We start from the raw sequence: 24941 nt of genomic DNA, 5'->3' as shown, positions 1-24941 counted from the left end.
ATTCATTTTTGACCGCACTTTACAGGCTAATATATTCCATTTTAACCTTGCAAAGGCTCTTCAATAACTGCTCTGCCATTTTGCGGTGACTTAAACGCAACGGTTTCTCTGCAAATACCACTCGCTCAATTTTTGATACATCCAATTGATTTAAGTAAGCAAAATTAATCGCTGTTTGCATAGCGGGTAGGCTTGGGTTGAATGCCGCATTTTCTGCATATCGACCACAAATCATTTCCCCATTTTTAAATAAAATGCCTACACCATGAGGGCTGTTAGAATAAGGTGAATGTGCTCGGTTTGCCCCTAAAATGGCTTTATTTGCCACTTCATCTTCCGTCGTCAAAGTGAAACCTTGTTCTTCTTTGTTTAATAGAAGCAAATCAACACCTAAATCTTTCGGGCCAAAGCTATCGGGTAAATATTGAGGAAGTGGATTATTTTGGCTGTGTGGTAAATGAATTTTTAAATCTTGCGCTTGATAAAGCTCATTCATAAATTGACGGCAGTGACCGCAAGGCGTGTAATTCACCACGATATCCGTGATACGAGATTCATTACGTAACCATGCATGGCTAATCGCACTTTGTTCAGCATGGATGGTTTGAGCCATGCTACTACCCTGAAATTCTTGATTCGCACCAAAGTAAAAATCACCACTTTCACCAATCGCAATCGCGCCAACATGAAATTCTGAAATGGGCGTGTGGCTATAACAAGCTGCTACGGGCAAAAGTGCCAACCCTAGTTGAACAGGCGTAAGCTTAAATTCATCACAAATTGACCGCACTTTTTCAGCCGGTAAAAAACCTTTCCATTCTTGTTCTTCTAACGCAGAAAGAATTGCATTTGAAAGTGGCGAGTTTGCTAATGCTTGTTGAATTTTTTGTTGCATGTTAAATCTCCTTATTTTTATATGCCCATTCTACGCTATTTGAGAAAAAACCTAAACTCTAAAAGGCTTTCGGAATATGTTTCTAAAATTTATCAAAACCTTAAAATAAAAAAATGATCAAAAAAATAACCGCACTTTTAAAGTGCGGTCATAAATTAAGATGTTTTATTCACTCGTTTTATAACAATGATGGTGCAACACCAAGTAATTTTCGGGTGTAGTCCACGGTTGGATGATTGAAAATATCTTCAGTGCTACCCGTTTCCAAAATTTGACCACCGTACATCACGACAATGCGATCAGATACTTGGCGTACGGTTTGGATATCGTGAGAGATAAACACCATGGCAAGATTGAGTTCTTTTTTCAAGTCCGCCAATAAGTTTAACACCTGAGCGCGAACGGATACGTCTAACGCAGAAGTCGGCTCATCCGCCACAATCAGTTTTGGATTCAGCGCTAAAGCACGTGCAATGGCCACACGTTGTTTTTGCCCACCGGATAAACGAGTCGGTTCAACTTGTGCTGCAGAACGTGGTAAACCGACGCGAGAAAGCAAGTCATACACACGTTTTTCCCGTTCATGGGGTTGTAACACATTGTGAATATCCATTGGGTCACGCAAAATATCCAACACTTTCATACGAGGATTCAGCGCGGTTGCAGGGTCTTGGAAAATGACCGACACTTGGCGACCGAATTGTTTTCTCGCTTCTGAGCTGCCATATTGCATTTGTAAACCGTTGAATTTCACTAAACCAGATGTTGGTTTAAGAAGTCCAATTATTACATTGGCTAGGGTAGATTTCCCGCAGCCAGACTCCCCTACTAAACCAATGGTTTCCCCCGCTTTAATGCCAAGACTCACATTATTCACCGCTGTGAATTTTTTACGTCCAAATAATGAACCGTCGCGAGAAGGAAATTGCACCACGATATTTTCTAAATCGATGATGTTTTGTTCTTTAATGACTTTAATACTACTGCTCATATTATGCTCCTTTCGCTTCCGTTACAGGCTCAGCTAAATGAGAAGCCCACAAGTGAGACGGCTCGCCTTCCACAGCGGTTAATACCAATTTTTGTTCCGGATTTGCATCTGGTCGTAATGAACGACTTGCAAAACGGTCACCTACCGCAAAGTCGTAAGGTGACGGTACGCTGCCCGGAATTTGATATAAACGTTTCGCACGGACTTCAGTTGAAAGTACAGAGCCCAATAAGCCACGTGTATATTCATGAGTTGGATTAGCAAGCAATAAGGATGTTGGTGCCATTTCAACCACTTGTCCTGCATACATTACCGTAATGTGGTGAGCTAATTGTGCAACTAATGCTAAATCGTGACTGACGAACACCATCGCAAACCCTAGTTTTTCACGTAGTTCATTCAATAATTTTACCACTTCTGCTTGAACGGTAACGTCTAATGCGGTTGTTGGTTCATCGGCGATTAATAATTTCGGCTCACGAGTTAATGCCATTGCAATTACCACACGTTGACGTTGACCACCAGAAAGCTCATGTGGATAACGGTTTAACACTTTTTCAGGATCAAGGTGTACCCATTCCAACAATTTTTCTGCAGTATGGTGACTACCACGTTTAATGAGCTGAGCCATTTGATCTTTAATACGCATTGATGGGTTTAACGCACTTAAAGAGTCTTGGTAAATCATCGCAATTTCAGAACCTCGCAATTCACTTAGATTGTTAGCATTAAGTAAACTGTGTTGTTTTCCGCTACGGTCTGTGAAAAGCACTTCCCCAGTGATTTTTGCTGTTTTTGGTAACAAGCCCATGATGGAGAATGCTGTAATGGATTTACCACAACCAGACTCACCGACTAATCCCATGGTTTCGCCTTCATTTACGGTGAAGCTGATGTTATCAACCAATGGAATTTCACCATAACGATTCGGGAAACGAATAGATAAGTTTTTCACTTGTAAAATCGGCTTTGCATTTGGATTTAATTGCATACGATTCGTACGGGTGATTTCTTTTTCATGTAATTTGAGTAAGTAACGTTTTAATGCAAGACCTTCAGCAAGTGCTTCTTGTACGTCGGTAGAGAGACGTTCATCTGATTTGCCTTCTGGTTTTTTACCGCCTTTCAAGCGCGGGTTAACCAATGCATCGGTAAGCCCTTCCGCCAAGATATTTAAGGCTAATACGGTTAGAAGAATCATCACACCCGCAAAGGTTGTCGCCCACCATGCGCCGTTTAATACGATGTTACGACCTTCAGAAAGAATGTTACCCCATGAAGGATGTGGTGGTTGTACACCTGCGCCTAAAAAAGAAAGCGAGGCTTCAAACACAATAGCATCTGCCACCATTACCGTTGCGAAGACTAAAACCGGTGCCGCGGTATTACGTACAACGTGTTTGAGAAGAATATAAGTACGGCTACCACCAATAACACGCTCAGCACGCACGTAATCTTCATCCCATTGTGATACCACATTCGCACGAACTACACGAGCAAGTTGCGGAGTATAAACCACAGCAATGGTGATGATAATGACCGGCACAGAGTTACCAAAGGTTGCTAATAACACTGCCGCTAATGCGATACCAGGGAAGGCCATTAAAATATCCATTAAGCGCATGATAATTTCATTGCCCCATTTCTCGGATGTGGCTGCAGTTGCACCTAAAACACTACCGAAAATAATGGCGCAAGCTACCGCACCTAAACCGATAAATAAGGACGTTTGGGCACCATAAACAATACGAGAGAAAATATCACGACCAAGTCGATCAGTCCCAAACCAATATTCCGCACTTGGAGCACGCATACGTGCGATCACTTCTAATGGATCATGTGTTGCTACCCAAGGGGCAAATACCGCCACTAAGGCAACGAAAACTAAGAATAATAATGAAATTTTTGATGCGGTGGAAAGTGCTCGGAATCTCGCACCGCTTGCAGCTAATCGATCTGCTAAACCTTGACGAAACATTATAGACTCCGAATTTTAGGGTTAATCAACACATAGAGAATATCAACGATAATATTCACTAAAACGAAAGTAAAAGCGATTGTCAGAACCACCCCTTGTACTAAGTGTAAGTCGTGGTTGACGATACCGTTAAAAATCAATTTACCCATGCCCGGTAAGTCAAAGATTTGTTCGATAACCACTGCACCACCAAGTAAGTAACCTACACGTAAACCTAATACTGTTACAGGCGTGATTAATGCATTGCGTAATACGTTGTGACGAATAACAGTTGCATAAGGCACGCCGTTACCAATCGCTGTTCTCACATAATCTTTATCCATTTCTTCAACCATGGTTGTACGCACTACACGAATTAATGACGCACACACCGGCACGGCAAGCGCAAGAGATGGCAAAATCATGGAATTGATATACCCCATTGGGCTTTCGCTGAATGGCACAAAACCACCAGAAGGCAACCAATCTAATTCCAAAGAGAACCATTGAATAAGTAAGATACCTAACCAGAATGATGGTGTCGCAACCGCTGCAACAGAGATTAAACGAATCACTTGGTCTACCCAGCTATCACGATAAAGCGCGGCTAGTACACCTAATGAAAAAGAAACTACTGCCGCAAACACCACACCAATTAAGGTAAGTTGTAAAGTGATTGGGAAAGATTTCGCTAGCATGCTACTGATTGGTAATTCTGGTGGCATAGTCACACCAAAATCCAATACAAGTAAATTACCTAAGAAACGAAAATATTGAATAAAGAGTGGATCATTTAAGCCATGTGATTCGCGGTAAAGTTGTTTTGCCGCTTCACTAGCACTTTCGCCCAATGCCACCGTAGCAGGATCACCTGGTGTGAATTGAAGCACCACAAAAACGAGTGCTGTTACACCAAGAATCATGACTGGCAAGGCCATCAATCGGCGTAACAATAACCGAAGTATCATTTCCATCTGACTTCTCCTATTCTAGCCTGAGAAATTCGTTAGCTTCAAAAATGAAGCAAAACAATCAAATTCAAAAACAAAATGAATTATAGTAATCATAATGTTCAGCCTAAGTCCTGTCAATCCAAGTACATAGAGCAAAATTCAAATCTGTGATCGGCTTCACAAAGATTTTTTGGAAATGAAATTGAGAGAAAAAATGATTGAAAAATAGGGAGAAAAATGACCGCACTTTGGTGTTACAAAGAAAGAAAAAAGGCTGTTGATTGCTCAACAGCCAAAACATTAATTAAAAAGTGCTTTTATTTACGGCCCACACCGAGGAAAGATAAACCGGTTGTTGCCAATGGTTGATAGCCTTCAAGGCTGCTATCATCCCATGCAGAAGGAAGTTTACGATGAACAATCGGATAAAGTGGTACTTCAGCCGCAATAATGTTAATCGCTTCTTCCCATGATTTTTTCGCTTCAGCGTGATCTTTTGCTCTCACAGCTGCATTGAGTAATTCAGTCACTTTCGCAAACTCAGGGGTATTACTCCAGCGGAAACGACGTTTCGGCCATACATCACCACGGTACCACCAGCTTAAAAGCAAGTCTAAGTCATTACCGAACACGGATGGATCACCTGGAGCGATTGCCACTTCATACACACCTGGATCCACGTTGTTGCTGTATAACGCACCTGATTGTAAGTGTTGTAAAGTCACTTTCACACCTGGAATCTTGTTCCAAGACTCTAAAATTAACGGTGCAGATTCTTTCACCCAGTCATGGTCGGTTGCGAGCAATTCAAATTTAAGCTCAGTTACACCTGCTTCTTTTAATAATGCCGCTGCTTTTTCCGGATCATAAGGATATTGAGTTGATGCCTTAATATAATCTGGGTGAGTCGTTTGTAAGTATGATGTTGCAGCTTCTGCATTACCATCAAATACAATATCAACAAGTTTGTCAGTGTTTAAACCATAGTGTAACGCTTGACGTACTTTTGGATTGTTAAACGGAGCTTTCTCACAGTTAAACATTAAGAATAACAAGCCGAAAGATTGAACGGATTGCACTTGTTGTTTTTTGTTTTTCAAGCGACTAATGTCTAAATAAGGCACACTTTCCATTGCTTGAGTACGTTTAGACTCTTGTGCAGTCACACGAGCTGCGGCATCAGAAAGTAATAACCAAGACATTTTTTCAACTTGTGCTGGATATTTACCATTGTAAGGTTCATACGCTTCAAAGACGATTTTGTCATCTTTCACAGCTGAAACAAATTTGAATGGGCCAGAACCAACTGGGTGTGCATCAAATGCAGATTGTCCTACTTTGTCGATCACGTGTTTCGGTACAATTTTCACGCAAGTTAAACGGTTAGCGAATAAAGCAAATGGATATTTCAATTTGAATTCCACCACTTTATCATCCACAGCTTTCACACTTTCAATGAAATCAATAAACATCACGAATAAAGATTTATTGGCTGGATCCATAATACGATTGAAAGAATACACAACGTCTTCAGTGGTGACTGGTGAGCCATCATGGAAGGTTGCGCCTTCACGTAAAGTAATACGCCAGGTTATTTCATCAACTTGTTCTGGCTCTTTTCCTGCTAAAGCAAGATAAGGTTCACGAGTTGCAGGATGCAAATCCACCAAACCTTCAAAAATGTGCAAGTTTGCTGCATAAGGTGATGCACCACTTGATGTCATTGGGTCAAAACCGGTAGAAAGCGGATAAGCAATCCCCGCTTCAATGGTTTTACCTTTAATTTCTGCAGCAAAGGCTTTTGGTGCAAATGTGCCTAACGTACCACTAAATGCAAGACCTGCCCCCACGCCAGCCATAAGTTTCATAAAATGACGACGAGATTCATTCGTTTCAAAGGAAAAATGCTTTGTCATACTAAACTCCTGATGAGTAATAAAATCATATTTTTGGTTTTTAAACCTAGCCAAACATTTCATTCGAAAATGAAGTAAAGCAATCAAATCTTAGAATAAAATGATTTACATCAATCATAATCATCTTCGCTTCATTCTGTCAAAGGGGAAATATTGAATGTGTGATCTACTTCACAGAGTTTTTTTCGCAACTCAAAATAAAAGTTTTTAACTATGTATAATTTATTATAAATAGATTTTAACTATTGAATCACTAGATAATATGAAATAGCTATCAGAAAAAACTATGCATATAATGGCCGCACTTCCCAAGCAAGGGAACAACATTTTAATCAACAATAAAGAGGAAAATACTATGTCAAAAACATCAATCGGTTTAGATAAAAAAGCATCTGAAAAATTAGCAGCAAAATTAAACGAATTATTAGCAACCTATCAAGTATTCTATACCAACGTGCGCGGTTACCACTGGAACATTAAAGGGGTAAACTTCTTTGAATTACACGCAAAATTTGAAGAAATCTACACAGATTTAGTAGTAAAAGTAGATGAAGTGGCAGAACGTATCTTAACTTTAGGTTACACACCGCATAACGGTTATTCACAATACTTCCAACACTCACGTATTAAAGAAGAGTTAGGGGTATCTGATGCGCAATCTTGCTTAAAAGGCACGTTAGAAGGATTAAAAGTATTACTTGAACAACAACGTGAAATCCTTGAGTTAGCAGGTGAATCTGATGATGAAGGTACCGCTTCTCAAATGAGCGACTACATCAAAGAACAAGAAAAACTTGTTTGGATGTTCCAAGCTGCTTGTCAAACTTGCCATGCTTAATTTGGCATTCATATAAAAGAAAACCTGCTGATAGGCAGGTTTTTATTTTGTTTTTTAATATATATATCTTATAGCTTTTACTTATTTTCTTTCTGCATTTTTTCAAACATCTCTAAACTTTTTTCTTGTAGCTTATCTAACTCTTTAAGCATCTCTTCCGTATAGCCTGCTTTTTTAATCCAATACTCTGCTTCTTTAGCATCCATATTGCCTTGCCCACTCAATGCCATAGCGGCTAACTCCTCAATCGCCTCTTGGCTCCCTAATTCTGCAACCTTCTTAAGGAAAAATAGCGCTTTATCATCATCTTGCTCAACACCAATACCTTCGCCATAGATATAATATAACTCAAGAAGCGCATCTCCATAATTAAGCTCTGCGGCGCGTTGATAGTATTGAATGGATTTAGCTAAATCAGCTTTTTCTGCATAATACAAACCTAATTGATAAAGTGCATGTGGCTCATCATTGCTCGCTGCCCTTTCTAACCAAAATAATGCTTCTTTGTTATTCTCAGAATAAAGATCAAAAAAATTCATTGCGAGTAAATACTGTGCATAGCCATATTCTTTTTCTGCGGCTTTTAATAATAAAGGTTTCGCTTTTTTTAATTTATTTTCTCGAAGATAAAGATTAGCGAGATTCGTCATCCCCATCGTATTGTTCTGTTTTGCTGCCATTTCATAGTATTTCATCGCTTCTTTAATACTAAAAGGAGTGCCGATTCCAAATTCATAAGCATAGCCTAAAGAATCCACATAATGCATATCGCCAGAATCCACTTTCTTTTTAAGTGCATTGAAACCCTCTTTCATCAATGTTTCATATTCTTGAGTTTCACCTACTGTAATTTTGGTGACTTCATTTCCTAATTCAAGTGTATTACCTTCTTTCCTCAATTTTTCATCTTTTTGAATTTTACCTAATATAATTTTGGCAGCTTCATTCCCCAACTCAAGCGATCTTTTCGCTGCTTGGGCGGCTTCCTTCAAATTGCCATTATTTTGTTGATGAATAGATAGGAAAAATAAAGCATCCGCATTCTTTAACTTTTCAGCTTCCTGAAAATACTTCACCGCTAGAGTACGATTTACGGGATATGAAATACCGTAGAAATAATCATAACCTTCTTCATAAAAGGTTTTCGCTTTTTCAGCGCGCTGGGCTTGGGTCATAGGTATCTGTTCAATCATCACCAAGTTTGTTAGAGCCTCATTTGATTTCACAGGGATAAGATGAGTTTGTAGATTTAATACGGTTGCTGCAATTAATGCGACAAAATTTGTCATTTGGATTCCTTTAGTTAGAGGATTGTTCTGTTTCCATTCAAGAATAACAAGCGGTTAACTTTCTTCCTTGTTTTGCAAAAATAAGATGAAATTCAACCGCCCTTTCATTATTTTTTCTGATTTAATTTTGCTTCTAATGCTTTAATTTTTGCTTTAATTTTTTTGTTATCCCGTTTGGTTTCTTTCTTTTCAATTTCGTACCCTTGTTTATAAGCATCTAATGCCGCATTATTATCTTTGGCAAATTCTTCATAACGCTCTGCCAATTGATAATATACATTATATGAAGCTTTTTCTTTCTCGCTTAAACTTTCATCCAATGCAATTATGTTATTAAATAACCCTTCTGCTATTTCATAATTTCGTTCTATACCTCTACCTTCTAAATAGCGAATAGAAAGCTCATTCATGGCTTCTAAATTTTGTAATCGAAACGCTTCTTCTAATAACTCAAGTGCTTTCTTATCATCCTTTTCTACACCTTCGCCGTTTTCATATAAATAACTTAATTCAAGCATAGCCTGAGAATCATTTAATTCAGCACCTTTTTGATAATAATAAATCGCTTTTTTTATATCCTGATTATGATAATAACTCGCTAAATACATGATGGCTTGGAGGTTATTATTTTCAGCCGCTTTATTGAGCCAATAAAGTGATTCTTCTGAGCCTGCTTCATAAATGCTATAACCTAAATTGTATTGTGCCACATCATTATTTTTTTCAGCCGCTTTCAGCATAAGCGGTTTAGCCTTTTCAATTTTATCCTGTTCAAGGTAAATTTCACTTAAATGCCCTAATGACATCGCATTACCTTGCTCAGCCGAAGGGGTAAAAACTTTAATTGCCTGTTTAATATTCTCTTCAGTGCCGATACCGAAACGGTAAGCATAGCCAAGTACATTAGAATAATGTAAATCGCCTTGTTCAACCTTCTCTTTTAATGCCTTAAAGCCAGCCTTATATAATTCTTCAGAATCCCCCAAATATTCCTGTTCGGAAATTTCCGCCAATATATATTTTCCTGCCATGTTTCCTCGTTCAATAGCAGAGTCAGCATATGCTCTAGCTTGTTCAAGGTCGCCACTCTCTACCGCATTCATCGCTAAGAAAAAGAGCGCATCAGCGTGACCTAAATCGGCAGCTTCTTTAAGAAATTTATCCGCTAAAGTACGATCAACCGTTTTTGTGATCCCATATTCATAATCAAAGCCTTTCTCATAAAGCGCTTTTGCTTTTTCAAGACGTTGTTCGGGTGTCATTGGGGCTGGTGTACTGATTGTTGATTTTAGTGCAGAAGAGGTTGCCGCTGCTGAAGTATGAGAAAGAGGAGAGTCAATTACAGCCGTAGCAATTAATAATGCGATGATATCAATCATTTTTATTCCTTCTATTTTAAGAGCAGTTAAATTTCTACTCTTTTATAAAAACATCGTGAAATCTAACCGCTCTTTATTTGAAATTAATCTTGTGATAATTTTTGAATGCCTTTAACAGGTAACATTAAGGTATCACCCACGAAACTTAACGGAACGTCAATGATGATAAATGGATAAAAAAGGGTTGTTGCGACAGCTTCCCCCATCATGTCTCGCTGAGGAACCTTATCAGAAAAAGTAAGACGAGCAACATCTTTTTGAACGCCACTATAATACTCAGGTTTATCTAGTGTCACTAAGGTCCCACACCCAGTTAAAGGTAACATCATAGCCAAAAGAAATGCTTTATTTAAAATTTTCATACATTAAATTCCCAAAAAGATAATCAAATTTTTCAAAATAATATGTTTGTTAAATATAATAGGAATGAATAATATAGTCATTTACTCAACTATTCAAGAAAAAATACCCGCAAAATTTAGAGATTAAAAGAATAGATGGGTTAATGATTCAATTACAAAAAATAAGGGCGTATTACACACGCCCTTAATTTAAACTTATTAAAGTTATAATCAAAATACTTCTTTTCTATACAACTGGTTTTTGTCGATAGAACAATAGCCCTGGTAAGGCTAAGCCCAAAACAAGCGCACCTAAAATAAAGCTGGTATTGATAAAAGAGCTGATCATTTGCTCAAATAATGTATCGGAAAAGCCATAATGATGAATTTGTACGATAGCAATCATGGCTTTATAAGCATGAACACCTGGAATCATTGGAATAATTGCCGCAACGGTAAAGACTTTCGGATGAGCTAAATAACGATGAGATAAATGCACCCCAATAAAACCAATCACACAAGTGGCGAAAAAAGTGGCAAAAACAATTGGAACACCAAAGTGTAGTAATAAAGTTCGTGTGACATGTCCGAGTGCACCTAAAATAGCACAATACTTTAAGGCTTTAGGCGGAACATTAAATACTAAAGCAAATCCTACTGCGGGGATGGCTGCGAAAAGCATATCATCGAGTAAATTCAGTAAAAACATCTATTACCCCACCCAAGAAACAATATTTAAAAGATTTAATGCAAAGACGATGCCTAAACAAGCACCAAAAGTGAGAACCGTCGCGATGGTCCATCGTCCTATTCCCATATTGACATAGCCTTTTAAAATATCTGCAAGTGAATTAATTAATGGGAATCCTGGAACGAGTAATAAAACGCTAGAAGCTAATGCGATATGAGGATCATTGCCTAAACTATATTTCAAACTCATACCGGAAATCAGTGAGGCGACAAAAGCGGTAATGGCAAAAACGATGAGTGGATTGTAATGATGTTTAGAAATTTCTTGTCGAACAAACATGGCAATGGCAGAGGCAATAAAGGTGATCGCACAAATTGTCAAATCTCCGCCAGAAAGGTGAGCAAAAGAGGCACAAGATAAACCAATCATAAACACCACCAAATAACGGTTATATTTTAGTGGTTTTAACTTATCCAATTTATTTTGTGCCATAGACAAATCATACAAGTGATGCTCTACGGCAACCACAATGTGCTGAACATCCGTAACGATTTGCATATTAATGCCTTTATCGACATTCTTACGCACTGTAGTGATGCAATGTTGCTTAGAAAGTGTGGTCAATAAGACGGCATTTGCCGTTAAAGCACACTCCACGCTTTCAATGCCTAAAGCCACACCTAATCGCTGTGCCATTTGTACGACGACAGCACTTTCTGCCCCATGCTGTAACAATAACAAAGCGGTTTCCACACAAATACGGGTAACCGCTCGTTGGTATTCCTGATCCATATCTCTGCGCTCTTATAAAGTAAATCTTAGAGATTATAGATCGATGAATAAAAAATACTGAAAAAATGACCGTATCTATGATCCAAGTCAAAAGTTCAGTATCTCCAAAGCCTATGACTTAACAGAAATTAAATGGCTTTATCAAAATACAGCGGCACATTGCTTAACTTAGCCATATTCGTGATATAAGCTAAAACTGCTGGTGGAAATTCGATGCCTTTCACACAAGTAAGATTTCGTAATACCGGGAAAACGATAATATCTTCAAGAGAAAGTTGGCCGTTTAAGGCATTTTCAGATTGAATTAATACCGCTAATTTCTCTAAATCCCCTTTTAAGCGAGTAAGATAGGTTTCTGTCTTCGCGATATTTTCAGCAAAATCCCCAATAAATTCCGTTTTCTTTTTAGTGAAATAATCGACCGCACTTTGGGTTTCAAATTCTGCTAAGCCAATTTGCGTAAAGCGTGCAGTCGTAAGATGACCATAATAACTGCCGACTTCTTTTAACCATGCTTCAATTTCAGGACGAACTTGTTCAGATAGGATTTTTTCACCAAAATGCTCATCTACATAATGCACGATATCCAAACTTTCTGGCATCGCGGTACCATCTTCTTTGACAAGAATTGGTACAACTTTTTTCCCTACTAAACCGATTGGCGTTGCTTCATCATCATTTGCCAGCACTACAAGTTCTACCGGCAGATTTTTTAAACCGAAAATCATGCGGGCACGCACACAAAACGGGCAATGATCGTAAACATATAATTTCATTTTTTATTCCTCTTTTTCCTGTAATAATTTTCCTAATCCACTTTGTCGTTTCACGGTATTTCTGACCGCACTTTGCCAGATTTTTTCATTGGCAAATATGGAAAGCTGATTTTTCGCACGGGTAACACCAGTAAAGACCAGTTCTCGTGAAAGCACTGGATTAGGTTCTGTTGGTAACACCATGACGGTATGTTCAAACTCCGAACCTTGGGATTTATGAATTGTCATCATAAACGCAGGCTCGTGAGCGGGAATACGACTGGTCGAAACTTCTCGATTGCCAAACCATACTTTGCCTTTAGCTAAACACAAGCCAATATCGCCGTTATACAGTTTAACATTATGATCGTTTTCGGTAATCATAATTGGCTTACCAATATACCAATCATCTTCTTGACGGAACCAAAGTAATTTCTCCGCTCGTAATGCTAAAGCAATTTCACGATTTAATTCTTCCACACCTAATGCTGAAGCTCGAAGTGCGGTCAAAAATCTCACCGAATTAAAACTGTCTAAAATCGCTTCCGCATAAGTTTTCTCGTTGCCCTTTTCATCTATAAATTTTGCATTGAGATCTTTCTTCTGAGCAAAATAAGTTTGAAGTTGAGTTAAATAAAAACGGTAATTTTCAACCGCACTTTTCACAACTTGTCGAACAGATTCTTTAACGTCTTGCTCTTCATCAAAATGATGGAAATGCAACTCTTGTGGATATTCCGCAAAAGTCGCCACACTGCCCTCACCTTTTCCTTGTTGAATTTGCTCAGCAAGTTGTTTAATGCCCGAATCATCTCGGAAACGTCGACTAAAGGTTAAATGGCAAATGGCATCACGCAACGGACTATGTTCATCCGAAGTTGGAACAGTATAGCCTGTTGTTGTATGAATATAATCAGCTTGAGCAGGACTATAATCTTGCGTTAAAAATTGTGCAATTTCACCTAATACTGCCCCCGCTTCTACTGAAGCTAATTGAGCCTGGTCTCCCAATAAAATCAAACGTGTTTCGGGCTTCAACGCTTGCACAAGTTTCGCCATCATAGGCAAATCAATCATAGAGGTTTCATCCACCACTAATACATCAATTTGCAGTGGATTATGTGCATGATATTTTACGCTATCGGTAAAAGGTCGAACGCCTAGTAGGCGATGCAACGTTTCTGCTGTTTTCGGAATAGATGCGCGTAACTCATCTGAAATCGGCATTTGTGCCAAAGCGTTTTCGATAGATTCTGTTAAACGAGCCGCTGCTTTTCCCGTTGGGGCAACCAATTTAATATGAAGTTTGCCACCAAATAATTCCTGTAAAACACATAACAAGCGAGTGACTGTCGTGGTTTTCCCTGTTCCCGGTCCACCTGTAATCACAGAAAATGGACTTTTCACCGCCGTTGCGACTGCTACTTTTTGCCAATCAACTTGCGCTTGTTGTTGAGGGAAATAGCGATCTAATAAGATTCGAATTTGTTGCGGTTCTACCGATACAGTGCGGTCATTTTTCAATACGTTTTTAATATATTGCGCAACACGGAATTCATCTTGCCAAGCCCGATAGAAATAAATCGCCCCAAATTGAAATGCGAGAGGCGCAATCTGATTTTCAGGATCTTGTGTAAAAACAATATGCCCCACTAAGGCTGATTGCCATTTTGATACAGGAAGTGAACCGATCTTTTCATTGATCAGCAGCAAAAAATCCGTTTCAGTATGACGATAAGCCAAGCCGAATAAATTACGTTCTAAGAAACGATCTAACACACAACAAGTATTGCCTTGTGTATAGCTCCAGTTGCAAAGTGCGGCTAATAAAATCGCTAAATTTTGTACGGGTTCGGCATAGCCTTTATCTTTTTGTTTATCAGCAATTAATTGAGCAAAATAATAATCGCCTTGAGTAATCACACCTTGTTCTTGCAAGGATTTTAATAGGCTTAACATTAAAATAATTCCTCTAATTGTTGGATTAATTGCCAATCTGGTTTATCAAAAAAGACGCCCGATTGTGGCGAACCATTCATTCCTCGTAAAAATGTATAGACTACACCACCAAAATCTCGGTTGTAATCGTAGTGAGGTAAACGTGTTTTTAAATAACGGTGTAATGCCACCACATACAACAAGTATTGCCAATCATAGTGATGCTCTAACATGGCTTTTTTCAATGCAGCTTGATCGTAATCCTTTAATGTCTCACCCAAGAAATTCGATTTGTAATCAAGCAAATAATATTTACCTTGATGACAGAAAACTAAGTCCATCGTGCCCCGCACCATGCCTTGAATATCCTCAAACTGTAACAGTTCTGATGGCAAATGATGTAAGGTTGCTAACGCTCGGTTAAAACCATCGACATCAAAATGACTTGAAATATTGAGATAAAACGCCAACTCTTTTAAGCATTGTTTTTCGTTAATCTGAGCAAGGGTAAGATCATTATTTGGCAAAATTGGTGTACTGAGTATTTGTGCAAACCACTGTTGAACTGCTGTAAATTGCTCTTCAGCAAGATTCAAATCCTGACATAATTTTTCAATGTTTTCTTTCTCTGCCAGTTGAGCAAAAGGCACCTTTTCAAAATAACGATGTAACAAAGTACCGATTTGTGTTCCCCGAGGGAAATCTAAAACCATTTCATCATTATCATGAGCAAGTGCGGTCAGATTTTCAGTGATATTTTCTATTGAAATCGACGCATCATAATCTTTCGCATCATCAAAAATGAGCGATTTTTTCACCGCACTTTCATTCAAATAAGTTTTACGTTGATGAGTTTGTTCTATGCCACTAAAGCTCGTCACTCGCCAATCTTGTTCAATTTCACCTTGGAAAATTTCTGCACTTAAATTTTCTTGAGAAACATTTAAAGTAAGTGGTTCACTGGCTTGTAACACATCGGTTAATTCAATCGCTACATCATTTGGTAAAAGCTGCTTAAATTTTTCCAATAACGGTTGAGTATCCCAATTATTTGGCAAATCGAGTTTTCGACCAATTTCACCTTGCGTTAAAACATACAATAAAGCATTCCATTTTTTATCAAAGGCTTTCGGTAACACAAAGGCCATTTGGTATTTTGCTCGGGTTAATGCCACATAAAGCAAACGCAATTCTTCCGCAAAAACTTCTTCTGTTAAATCATCCAAGTGTTGATCTTGCATGTCCCACAAAGTTTTGTTTTGTTTCTTGTCGTAATATAAATTAAATAGTTTCTTTTTAGTTGGATCTTTCGCCGCATTTCCTAAAAATGGCAACCAAACCAAATCATATTCCAACCCTTTGGATTTATGGATAGTCACAATCTTCACTAACTGACGTTCGCTTTCTAAACGAATTTGTGCTTCTTGACGACCATCATCTTGAATTTGCTTTTCAAACCAACGCAATAATGCCGCTTCACTTTCATTTAACGCAGCTGCTTGCTGTAAAATTTCAGCTAAATGTAATAAATCTGTCAGTTTTCGCTCGCCATCAGGCCGAGATAAGAGTTTTTCTGTGATATTTTCAGCTAAAAGTAAATGGTGCAACATCGGCAAGACGCCTTGGCGTTGCCAAATTTGTTGATACTCTGCGAATTTTTCAGCCCACCGTTGCCACTGAATTTCATCCTGGTGAATTTGGTGAATTTCAGCTGCATTTAAGCCGAAAAGTGCGGTCGCAATGGCATTCAAAATTGGGCGTTCCATCACGCTCAAACAGGCTTGCAAAATCAAGGCCAGTTCTTTTGCTGTATTACTCTCAAAGACATTTCCTCTATCCGAAAGGTAAACCGAAGCGATACCGAGTGCTTGCAATTCTTTCTTCACGAGATCCGCTTCGGTATAACCACGCACCAAAACGGCAATATTTTCTGCTCGCAATGTTTGATTTTCTGCTTTGCTTTCATTCGGAAAAACAACCGGATTTTCAGCCGCACTTTTTAACCATTGCTGAATCGATGTTGCGCAAGCTTTCGCATAATCTTGCTGGGTGGATTTGTCTTTATCGTTAATGTAAAAACGGAAGGCTGGTTCAGGTTGATTATTCAACTGAAAAACAAGATTTTTCTTAGCTGCACCGACGTTTAAAAATTCGATGTTTTTATAAATAAAAGGCTCATTTTTAAAATCAAATAATCGATTTACCCCTTCCACTAAAGGTTGGGATGAACGGTAGTTTGTGCCTAAATTAAAACGCACGCTCGCTTCGTCTGCTGCTTTTAAATAAGTGAAAATATCGGCACCACGGAAACGATAAATCGCCTGTTTTGGGTCCCCGATCATCATAAAGCCAACATTACCAGACGCGGTTTTATTGTGATAAATTTTCGAGAAAATTTGATACTGTAACGCATCCGTATCTTGGAACTCGTCAATCATGGCAAAAGGATATTGAAAACGAATTAATTCCGCTAACTGTTCACCGCCCTCACCATATAGTGCTTCTTTCAATAAGCGTAATAAATCATCAAAGGATTTTTCAGGATGATTCGCTTTGTATTCAAGAAGTTTCTTTTGAATACCTTGACGATAGTGATAGAGAATGATTTTTTTAAATAAATTACTTGGTTGAATTTCTTCAATTAAAGCTTCAATCTCTTCAAAGGCTGGATGCGTTATTCTCCCCCCTTTTTTCTTAAAATCTGCTTTGACGGCGTTATCTAAAGCCGATTGTGTAAATTTTTTTACTAATGTTTCATTTAAGGTGATATCTGCTCTATTTTTTGCCCATGAGGTGACTTCATCGACAAAAGATAAAATCGTTTTACTTGAATATGATCTACCATTTAAACAAGATTCATCTTTTTTTACGACTTCTTCATCAAAAAGGTCTCGGATTTTAGCCGCACTTTCTAACCAAGTGTCTTTAATCTTTTCAATAACTTTCGCATTTTTAGTGATATCTTTTTGCAAAAATTCTTTTAATGACATTTCTAATAGTCCTGGTTTATCCAGTTTTATAGAAAAATCATTCCCAATATTTGAGCCTAAATCATTCAATACATCTTCTGGCGACTTTAATTCTTTTGAGATAAATGCAGCCAAATGGAAAGGCAAATCATAAAAATGCTCCCGCCAAAATTCATTTGCAAATTGTTTGAGTAAATCAGACTGATCTTTGAGAAGTTTTAAATTGAAATGCACGCCTGAATTGAAAGCATGTTGCATCAGCATTCGGCGACAAAAACCATGAATGGTATAAATGGAGGCTAAATCTAAATTTTGTTCGGCTAACTTTAAGCGACGAAGTGCGGTCGGAATATCCTCTAAATAAGGCAATAATTCCGCTAAAAATTGATGTTCTCCAGTAAAAATCGCCTTGTCTTGCTTTTCATAATACTCAGAAAAAACCGAAATTGCCGCCGTTAAACGTTCCCGAATTTTGCGTTTTAAATCTTCCGTCGCCATTTCAGTAAAGGTTACGACCAAAATCTCTTCCACATTCAACGGACAAGAAAAACAATTCTCACCAGCCTGTAAAAGTAAACGAAGATAGATAGAGCCGATGGTATAGGTTTTCCCTGTACCTGCAGAGGCTTCAATTAAATTGACTTGATTTAAGGGCAACGAAATGGCATTAAGTGCGGTTGATTTTTGGCTCATTTTTTATTTTTCTGTAAACATTAGAGTGCCCCTATTGTAGGGATTTAGCTGAGGGATTTCCATAAAAAATGCGGTGAATTTTCACCGCACTTTATTCTTTATCTTATTATTTTAGAACGTTAAAACTTTATCCGCCCATAATGTCCACTCGGATACATCATCTAAGGTACCAAGGGTCACGCCGTCAATTAATTTAGCGTCTAATAAACCACGTGCTTTCACGCAGCTGGTGCATAATTTAATTTCAGCACCTTGTGACGCTAAAATATCGATAAGTTGTTGGATATTGAAACCTTCATTTGGGTTTTGCCCAGCAATACCGCATAAAATCGCATCAGAAAAGCAGAATAATTTGATATTCACATCCTTGCTGTGCTCTTCTTTCATATTGATTGCGAAACGAACAGCGTTGAACGTTTTTTCTCCACTATATGTGGAATCATTGACGATAAAAAGAATATTTTGCATGACGCACTCCTTGTTGCAATGCTATAAAAATGAAGGCGTAATAAATTACGCTTTTATGAAATCAGCCAACCCAAACGAACTTGGCTACAAACAGTAAAGACACTACCCACACAGGGGCATTGATCTCGCGTATTCTACCTGTACAGGCCTTCATGACGCAATAGCTAATAAAACCAAATGCGATACCTTCGGTTATTGAATAGGTAAATGGCATCATCGCAGCGGTGATAAAAGCAGGCGTTGCTTCAGTTAAATCATCCCAGTGTACACGTATAAGACTAGATGCCATTAAAATCCCCACATAGACTAATGCCCCTGCGGTTGCATAAGCTGGCACTACACTAGCAAGTGGCGAGAAGAAAATGGTAAGTAAGAATAAAACACCGACTGTTACTGCCGTTAAACCTGTTCTACCACCAACTGAAACCCCTGCACCACTTTCAATATAGGTACTAATAGCGGATGTGCCGATATAAGAACCAACCACAGCACTCACACTATCTACATAAAGAGCTTGTTTCATTTTCGGGAAACGACCTTTCTCATCACTGAAACCTGCTTTATCGGTTACACCTAATAAGGTACCTGATGAGTCAAATAGGTTTACTAATAAGAAAGAGAAAATGATGCCGAGCAAAGCCGTATCTAAAGCACCCGCAATATCGACTTTTCCTACAACCGCACCTAAACTTGGTGGCATCGAAACAATGCCGTGGAAAGTCACTTGATCATCAATAAAAAGGGCTAAACCAGTGACTACCGCAATAGAAATTAAAACCCCAGAGAAAATATTACGTGCAGCTAAAACTACGATAATAAAGAAACCTAATACGCCAAGCAGAATTTTCGGATCATGTAAATTGCCTAATGCCACTAAGGTTGCAGGATTCGCGACAACCAATCCCATATTTTTAAAGCCAATTAAGGCAATAAAAAAGCCGATACCTGCACCAATTCCCACGCGCAATGAAAGCGGAATAGAAGCCATTAACCAATAACGGATTTGGAATAAGGTGAGAACAAATAAACCAATCGAGCCCCAGAAAATAGTGCCCATGCCCACATCCCAAGAATAACCAAGCTTGCCAACGACTACATAAGCAAAGAACGCATTGAGTCCCATAGCCGGTGCAAGGGCGATAGGTAAATTACTGAATAATCCCATCGCAATGGTGCCCAGTGCAGCAATTAAACAAGTGGTCACGAAAACAACTTGTTTATCCATTCCTGCATCACCTAATACGGATGGGTTCACAAACACGATATACACCATGGTAAAGAAGGTGGTGATACCCGCGATAATTTCAGTTTTGGTGGTACTACCCTTTTCTTTAATGGAAAAAAGGCGCTCAAGTAAAGATTGTTGCATTGTCTTCCCCTTAACTCATTAATAACCTTGGTGATAAATCGATTCAAGTAGCTTCACACCTAACAAGGCAATATTGAAACGTTGTTCATCGGCAACCGTCCAAAATTCAATGCCATTTTCAACCGCACTTTGTTGGCTAAGATGCAATTTGACGCTTTCTTCACCGTTTTCATTTTCACCGTTAATCACAGGCGTAATAAGGCTATCGTGTAATTTAATCAATTCGCTTTGTTGTGGCTGGTAATCAAATTCATAATCCGAAAGTGCGGTCACTTTTTGTGCCATTCCATAGAATACGGGCACTTGAATTTGATGGAAAATGACATTGTCTAACTGCGGGAAGATTTTTTGCAATTGCAGATTTAAATTAGCCGCTTGTTGTGGAAACACATCAAAGGCAAAACGAGTTTCACCTTCTTCTAATGGCATACCATTCAGTAAACGAGCGGTTTGTCCAGCAAGTTTATTCACGGTTTCACCGTCCGTATAAGAAGCCGGTAAAAGTGACGTTGCAAAGACTTGCGTTAAATTTGTTTGTTGAACGATTAGTAATAGAGATAAAGCTAATTGACTCACTTGCGGATCGGGTAAACTCACAATGTTACGTTGTCTTAACTCAGTCAGATTTTCTTCATTGATTGTTGGGACAACAACAGGGACATCAGACAATGCAGAGCAAATCCCTTTTAAATCAATTACCACACAGCCACTTTCTGCGGCTTGAGCTAATAAGGGGGCTTGATCAATTTGACCAGCGAAGAAAAGATAATTAACGCTGTCCCACTCAATCTCATCAGTGGCTAATTGAGCAACGGCTTTATTGCGAAAACGTACCGCTTGCTCTTCTTCAAAAGGATAAATTTCTACGATAGAAACCTTGCCAACATCTAGCTCACTTTGTTCAAGGGCTTCGGCAATTTTTTCACATAGATCAAATTCTGCTGCAATAGCAATATTTAGGCTTGCGTCCATTTTTCTCTCCGCTGTAAAATGTTCTGAACCGATTCATTCTACAGAAAAAAGACGCATAAATACATAAGGAAATCAGATGACACCGGCAATTGATTTACTCAAGAAAAATAAAATTCCTTTTACTCTCCATACCTATGATCATGACCCTAACAATACGCATTTTGGCGATGAAGCCGCTGAAAAACTTGGGCTTGATCCGCACCAATCCTTTAAAACACTTTTAGTTGCTGAAAATGGTGATCAGAAAAAATTAGCGTGTTTTGTGCTTTCCACGGCAAATATGTTGAGTTTGAAGAAGGCGGCAAAATCAATTGGTGTGAAAAAGGTTGAAATGGCCGATAAAGATGCAGCACAAAAAAGCACGGGATATTTAGTCGGTGGCATTAGTCCATTAGGCCAAAAGAAACGTGTAAAAACAGTGATAAATTCGACCGCACTTGAGTTTGATACGATTTTTGTTTCTGGTGGGAAACGTGGATTAAGCGTCGAATTGGCCCCACAAGATTTGGCTAAATTACTGAATGCCGAATTTGTCGATATTATTGACGAAGAATAGAAAAAGAAAAGCCCGAGTAAATCGGGCTATCTTTTTTTATGATGTTGTGTTTATTTAAATTAGAAACTTGATGTATCTTGGAATAAGCCAACTTTTAAATCGGTTGCGGTGTAGATAACGCGACCATCGACTTCCACTTCACCGTCAGCCATTCCCATCACTAATTTGCGATTAATTACGCGTTTCATATTGATGCGATAAACCACTTTTTTCGCGGTTGGTAAGATTTGTCCGGTAAATTTCACTTCACCTACGCCTAATGCACGACCTTTACCTTTACCGCCTACCCAGCCAAGGAAGAAACCGACTAATTGCCACATCGCATCTAAGCCTAAGCAGCCTGGCATGACTGGGTCACCAATAAAGTGGCAACCGAAAAACGGTAAATCTGGATGAATATCTAATTCTGCTTCAATATACCCTTTACCAAACGCACCGCCGTCTTCGGTCATTTTTACAATACGATCCATCATCAACATCGTTGGTGCTGGAAGTTGCGGGCCTTCTTTACCAAATAATTCACCACGACCAGAAGCTAATAAATCTTCATAGGTATAGCTGCTTTTAATGTTTGGTGTACAGGTGTTTTCCATTTTTATTTCCTTGTATATGTAGTTTTGCTTGGTTAAGACCAATAAGTAAAGATTCTATGAGGATTTATAAGAAATGTAAACAGCGAACACTTGTTAGCTCAACTTGTCGGATCAGTCAGTGTAATTAAGATAAAAGAAAAGCGAACACAAGGTTCGCTTTAAAGAAATTAAGATTTAAAGAAATCTAACCAGCTTTTTTTCGGCGTTTCCGAACGGAAAGCAATCCGATTTTGAATTAGACGCGCAATAGGCTCTTTGCCCTTCGCATATTCTTCTTTCTCTTCCAATAAATCGCGGTCAAATAGGATTTTAGCTGTTTGATAAATATCCTCGACTTGATAGATAAAGAACTGCTCATTTTTCACCGCCTCAACCACTTCGTCAGATAAACTTAATTGCTGAATTGTTGTTGCAGGAATAATCACCCCTTGTTTACCCGTTAAACCACGACGTTGGCAAATAGTGAAAAAGCCTTCAATTTTATCATTCACTCCGCCTACTGCGTGCACCAAACCAAATTGGTCAATGGTACCGGTAATGGCAATATTTTGTGGCAACGGTAAATCAGATAACGCACTGACTAATACAGAGAAAATAGCGAGAGACGCACTGTCACCATCAATTTCTCCATAGGACTGTTCAAATACTAAAGAAGCAGAAAATGGTAACTGTGATGGCAACTCTAAGATACTCGCCAAGCACGCTTCAGAAATCATCATGCCTTTTCCGTGAAGGTTGCCCGCTAATTCGTTTTTACGCTCCACATCCACGACTTCACCATCACCAAACTGCACTAAACAACTGATACGAGAAGGTTCACCAAAACAAACGGGGGTGCCAGGATATTCAATCACAGACAAGCCATTAATCTGCCCAACAATTTCGCCGTCGGTTTCCACATAAATTTGCTCATTGAGAATATCCGCATAAGTACGTTCACGTAAAAAACCGTGCTGTTCATTTTTTTGTTTAAAAGCTTGCTCAAAATCAATCGCACTTAAGGTTTGTTTTTGTGACAACGTCGCAGCATTGAGTAACATTTCCGTTGTTTTTAACGGGGAAATGTTAATTAAAAAGCGGTCTTCACTCTCACGCACCAATAACTGATAGAGTTTATTCAATGCAGTTAAATCTAAATCAAGTTCATATTTTGAGGCTAATGCCAACACATAATTAGCCCAATTTTCTTGTGCTTTAGGTTGCGCAACAGAATAGTAGCTTTCAATTTCTGCATAATCAGCCAAGCTGTAAAGATCTTCTTCTAACTCACCTAAGGTCGCAATTTCAGTGCGATTGCCTAAAATCACCACTTTTAAATTAAGTAGATAACTTGGAATATCACAAGGCAAGGTTTTAAATGGATGGGCTGAATACCAATCAAAAGTTTGTGTTTGCAAAATATGTTTTAAGCGTTGCCATAAATCAAATTGGCTTAGCATCGTTGCTGCGCTTAAAATCAAAACGCCCCCATTGGCTTGATGCACTAAACCTGGGGTAAGCAAAATATCTTGCGAACTTGGGTGAACACGCACACTACCAAAAAGACTAAATTGATCGGCATGTAATGCCTTCAGCACATCACCTTGTGCAGCAAAATTATCCGCTAGTGATTGAGCAGGCTCGGTATAAATACGAGGGAAAGAAAAAGAATCTCCCTGCTCAACGACATAATTTACCCCAAAAATTGACCGCTCTTTTGGCTGTTCTTGGCGAATAAGTTCTGCTAATAAATCTGCATATTCTGCTTGATCATCTGCTTTCAAAACCAACAAAGAACGACGAGGTTGTTTTAAAAATAAAGAAATCGCTTTTGTGGCATGTTTTTGTAATGACCAAAAATCAGCCTTTTCAGCTGAAAGTTCAGTAATCGATAATTCTGGTTGTAAGGCTTGCCAATTTAAGGCTTGTTCCGAAGATGTTGAAGTCACGACATATCTCGCTTTAATTAAATTGGCGGTATTATCGCACACTTCACACTGAGTGAAAATCCGTTATAAAAATCTACTGGAAAATTTTGTTTAAAGCGCGTATATTTATCAGGTTACCACGTCACTAAAAAGTATAATAAAACGATGAAATATCAAAAATTAGAAAACCAAGAAGCAAACTGGAAATGGATTTATCTCATTCGCAAACATCGCGAAGGGGAAAAAATTACCCGTTATGAAGAAAAAAGCTTAGAAGAAAGCAAAGTTCAAGAATTAATAGAATGTCAGAATTATCCTGAAAAAATAGAGGAATGGATTAAAAATCACCTTTCTCTTGATTTACCTATTAAACTTGACCAGGCTATTCGTGCAAGACGTAAACGCTTTTTTAATGCTGAAAAACAATCAACGAAGAAAAAATCTATTGATTTAGAATATGGTGTTTGGCTTCGTTTATCTAAATATTCACGAAAAATGAAAATGACACTTTCTGAAACCATCACTTATATGATTGATGAACGTGAAAGCAAAGCATTATATGAAAGCCAAATGACAGCAATGAAAGCCGGTTTGAAAAATTTGCTGAATAAATAAGATGAAAAAAAGCCAAGGTCGAAACCTTGGCTTTTGATTATGCTAAATAGAGAAGATTTTGAAA

21 protein-coding genes are annotated in these 24941 nt (G+C 38.5%); 3 read left to right on the top strand and 18 right to left on the bottom strand.

Annotated elements, in window-relative coordinates; all coding sequences use genetic code 11:
• Positions 1-19 precede the first annotated feature (19 nt).
• The 5 genes from cdd to INQ00_RS07550 all read right to left on the bottom strand — a co-directional run bounded on the left by cdd (position 20) and on the right by INQ00_RS07550 (position 6712).
• Positions 20-895, bottom strand: coding sequence for a cytidine deaminase (gene cdd / locus INQ00_RS07570; RefSeq protein WP_197546684.1), 876 nt, complete (start codon positions 893-895; stop codon positions 20-22).
• A gap of 178 nt (positions 896-1073) precedes the next feature.
• The gene (locus INQ00_RS07565) at positions 1074-1886 is read right to left on the bottom strand and encodes an ABC transporter ATP-binding protein (protein ID WP_005696082.1); all 813 of its coding nucleotides are present in this window, start codon (positions 1884-1886) and stop codon (positions 1074-1076) included.
• A 1-nt stretch (position 1887) separates the two neighbouring features.
• A complete protein-coding gene (locus INQ00_RS07560) occupies positions 1888-3864 on the bottom strand; it encodes a dipeptide/oligopeptide/nickel ABC transporter permease/ATP-binding protein (RefSeq protein WP_197546683.1) in 1977 nt (658 codons plus the stop codon).
• A complete protein-coding gene (locus INQ00_RS07555) occupies positions 3864-4817 on the bottom strand; it encodes an ABC transporter permease (RefSeq protein WP_197546682.1) in 954 nt (317 codons plus the stop codon). Before INQ00_RS07555 ends, INQ00_RS07560 begins: the two co-directional genes overlap by 1 nt.
• A gap of 296 nt (positions 4818-5113) precedes the next feature.
• The gene (locus INQ00_RS07550) at positions 5114-6712 is read right to left on the bottom strand and encodes an ABC transporter substrate-binding protein (RefSeq protein ID WP_197546681.1); all 1599 of its coding nucleotides are present in this window, start codon (positions 6710-6712) and stop codon (positions 5114-5116) included.
• Positions 6713-7067: 355 nt separating this feature from the next.
• On the opposite strand from INQ00_RS07550, the gene INQ00_RS07545 reads away from it, so the two are divergent.
• A complete protein-coding gene (locus INQ00_RS07545) occupies positions 7068-7550 on the top strand; it encodes a Dps family protein (protein ID WP_111315248.1) in 483 nt (160 codons plus the stop codon).
• A 77-nt stretch (positions 7551-7627) separates the two neighbouring features.
• Here INQ00_RS07545 and INQ00_RS07540 read toward each other — a convergent pair whose 3' ends face one another.
• From INQ00_RS07540 to INQ00_RS07490, 11 genes are all read right to left on the bottom strand, one after another.
• The gene (locus tag INQ00_RS07540; protein ID WP_197546680.1) at positions 7628-8839 is read right to left on the bottom strand and encodes a tetratricopeptide repeat protein; all 1212 of its coding nucleotides are present in this window, start codon (positions 8837-8839) and stop codon (positions 7628-7630) included.
• A gap of 107 nt (positions 8840-8946) precedes the next feature.
• Positions 8947-10218: a tetratricopeptide repeat protein gene (locus INQ00_RS07535; RefSeq protein ID WP_197546679.1), complete on the bottom strand. Its 1272-nt coding sequence runs from the start codon at positions 10216-10218 to the stop codon at positions 8947-8949.
• Positions 10219-10301: 83 nt separating this feature from the next.
• Positions 10302-10580: a YceK/YidQ family lipoprotein gene (locus INQ00_RS07530; RefSeq protein ID WP_054419515.1), complete on the bottom strand. Its 279-nt coding sequence runs from the start codon at positions 10578-10580 to the stop codon at positions 10302-10304.
• A 226-nt stretch (positions 10581-10806) separates the two neighbouring features.
• Positions 10807-11268, bottom strand: a complete 462-nt coding sequence (locus tag INQ00_RS07525) for a threonine/serine exporter family protein (RefSeq protein ID WP_049365508.1) — start codon at positions 11266-11268, stop codon at positions 10807-10809.
• 3 nt (positions 11269-11271) lie between these two features.
• On the bottom strand, positions 11272-12042 hold the full coding sequence (locus tag INQ00_RS07520) for a threonine/serine exporter family protein (RefSeq protein WP_197546678.1): 771 nt from the start codon (positions 12040-12042) through the stop codon (positions 11272-11274).
• A 128-nt stretch (positions 12043-12170) separates the two neighbouring features.
• Positions 12171-12818, bottom strand: coding sequence for a glutaredoxin 2 (gene grxB / locus INQ00_RS07515; protein ID WP_197546677.1), 648 nt, complete (start codon positions 12816-12818; stop codon positions 12171-12173).
• A gap of 3 nt (positions 12819-12821) precedes the next feature.
• Positions 12822-14756, bottom strand: coding sequence for an exodeoxyribonuclease V subunit alpha (gene recD, locus INQ00_RS07510; RefSeq protein WP_197546676.1), 1935 nt, complete (start codon positions 14754-14756; stop codon positions 12822-12824).
• Positions 14756-18397: an exodeoxyribonuclease V subunit beta gene (recB, locus tag INQ00_RS07505; protein WP_197546675.1), complete on the bottom strand. Its 3642-nt coding sequence runs from the start codon at positions 18395-18397 to the stop codon at positions 14756-14758. The genes recD and recB overlap by 1 nt, the downstream gene beginning before the upstream one ends.
• A gap of 111 nt (positions 18398-18508) precedes the next feature.
• Complete coding sequence (locus INQ00_RS07500) at positions 18509-18865, bottom strand: DsrE/DsrF/TusD sulfur relay family protein (protein WP_049358073.1); 357 nt, start codon at positions 18863-18865, stop codon at positions 18509-18511.
• 61 nt (positions 18866-18926) lie between these two features.
• Complete coding sequence (locus tag INQ00_RS07495; RefSeq protein ID WP_197546674.1) at positions 18927-20234, bottom strand: NCS2 family permease; 1308 nt, start codon at positions 20232-20234, stop codon at positions 18927-18929.
• A gap of 18 nt (positions 20235-20252) precedes the next feature.
• Positions 20253-21206 carry an oxidoreductase gene (locus tag INQ00_RS07490; protein ID WP_197546673.1) on the bottom strand — a complete coding sequence of 318 codons (954 nt, stop codon included), beginning with the start codon at positions 21204-21206 and terminating at the stop codon, positions 20253-20255.
• Positions 21207-21282: 76 nt separating this feature from the next.
• Here INQ00_RS07490 and ybaK point away from each other — a divergent pair, with 76 nt between their 5' ends.
• Entirely contained in the window at positions 21283-21762 is a 480-nt protein-coding gene (gene ybaK / locus INQ00_RS07485) for a Cys-tRNA(Pro) deacylase (RefSeq protein ID WP_005696054.1), read from the top strand.
• 59 nt (positions 21763-21821) lie between these two features.
• Here ybaK and fabA read toward each other — a convergent pair whose 3' ends face one another.
• Entirely contained in the window at positions 21822-22355 is a 534-nt protein-coding gene (fabA, locus tag INQ00_RS07480; protein ID WP_005698958.1) for a bifunctional 3-hydroxydecanoyl-ACP dehydratase/trans-2-decenoyl-ACP isomerase, read from the bottom strand.
• 167 nt (positions 22356-22522) lie between these two features.
• Entirely contained in the window at positions 22523-24325 is a 1803-nt protein-coding gene (locus tag INQ00_RS07475) for an AAA family ATPase (RefSeq protein WP_197546672.1), read from the bottom strand.
• Between the two features lie 102 nt (positions 24326-24427).
• On the opposite strand from INQ00_RS07475, the gene matP reads away from it, so the two are divergent.
• Complete coding sequence (matP, locus tag INQ00_RS07470) at positions 24428-24877, top strand: macrodomain Ter protein MatP (RefSeq protein ID WP_005696051.1); 450 nt, start codon at positions 24428-24430, stop codon at positions 24875-24877.
• Positions 24878-24941 lie beyond the last annotated feature (64 nt).

Origin of the sequence: Haemophilus parainfluenzae (genome assembly GCF_014931275.1) — a bacterium.
Lineage (GTDB): Bacteria > Pseudomonadota > Gammaproteobacteria > Enterobacterales > Pasteurellaceae > Haemophilus_D.
The sequence above is the reverse complement of the archived record's forward strand: the minus strand, read 5'-3'. Positions and strand labels throughout refer to the sequence as shown.

Bases quoted from the DNA above. Each gene is read 5' to 3' on its own strand.
- cdd (WP_197546684.1), bottom strand. From the start codon at position 895: ATGCAACAAAAAATTCAACAAGCATTAGCAAACTCGCCACTTTCAAAT.
- INQ00_RS07565 (WP_005696082.1), bottom strand. From the start codon at position 1,886: ATGAGCAGTAGTATTAAAGTCATTAAAGAACAAAACATCATCGATTTA.
- INQ00_RS07560 (WP_197546683.1), bottom strand. From the start codon at position 3,864: ATGTTTCGTCAAGGTTTAGCAGATCGATTAGCTGCAAGCGGTGCGAGA.
- INQ00_RS07555 (WP_197546682.1), bottom strand. From the start codon at position 4,817: ATGGAAATGATACTTCGGTTATTGTTACGCCGATTGATGGCCTTGCCA.
- INQ00_RS07550 (WP_197546681.1), bottom strand. From the start codon at position 6,712: ATGACAAAGCATTTTTCCTTTGAAACGAATGAATCTCGTCGTCATTTT.
- INQ00_RS07545 (WP_111315248.1), top strand. From the start codon at position 7,068: ATGTCAAAAACATCAATCGGTTTAGATAAAAAAGCATCTGAAAAATTA.
- INQ00_RS07540 (WP_197546680.1), bottom strand. From the start codon at position 8,839: ATGACAAATTTTGTCGCATTAATTGCAGCAACCGTATTAAATCTACAA.
- INQ00_RS07535 (WP_197546679.1), bottom strand. From the start codon at position 10,218: ATGATTGATATCATCGCATTATTAATTGCTACGGCTGTAATTGACTCT.
- INQ00_RS07530 (WP_054419515.1), bottom strand. From the start codon at position 10,580: ATGAAAATTTTAAATAAAGCATTTCTTTTGGCTATGATGTTACCTTTA.
- INQ00_RS07525 (WP_049365508.1), bottom strand. From the start codon at position 11,268: ATGTTTTTACTGAATTTACTCGATGATATGCTTTTCGCAGCCATCCCC.
- INQ00_RS07520 (WP_197546678.1), bottom strand. From the start codon at position 12,042: ATGGATCAGGAATACCAACGAGCGGTTACCCGTATTTGTGTGGAAACC.
- grxB (WP_197546677.1), bottom strand. From the start codon at position 12,818: ATGAAATTATATGTTTACGATCATTGCCCGTTTTGTGTGCGTGCCCGC.
- recD (WP_197546676.1), bottom strand. From the start codon at position 14,756: ATGTTAAGCCTATTAAAATCCTTGCAAGAACAAGGTGTGATTACTCAA.
- recB (WP_197546675.1), bottom strand. From the start codon at position 18,397: ATGAGCCAAAAATCAACCGCACTTAATGCCATTTCGTTGCCCTTAAAT.
- INQ00_RS07500 (WP_049358073.1), bottom strand. From the start codon at position 18,865: ATGCAAAATATTCTTTTTATCGTCAATGATTCCACATATAGTGGAGAA.
- INQ00_RS07495 (WP_197546674.1), bottom strand. From the start codon at position 20,234: ATGCAACAATCTTTACTTGAGCGCCTTTTTTCCATTAAAGAAAAGGGT.
- INQ00_RS07490 (WP_197546673.1), bottom strand. From the start codon at position 21,206: ATGGACGCAAGCCTAAATATTGCTATTGCAGCAGAATTTGATCTATGT.
- ybaK (WP_005696054.1), top strand. From the start codon at position 21,283: ATGACACCGGCAATTGATTTACTCAAGAAAAATAAAATTCCTTTTACT.
- fabA (WP_005698958.1), bottom strand. From the start codon at position 22,355: ATGGAAAACACCTGTACACCAAACATTAAAAGCAGCTATACCTATGAA.
- matP (WP_005696051.1), top strand. From the start codon at position 24,428: ATGAAATATCAAAAATTAGAAAACCAAGAAGCAAACTGGAAATGGATT.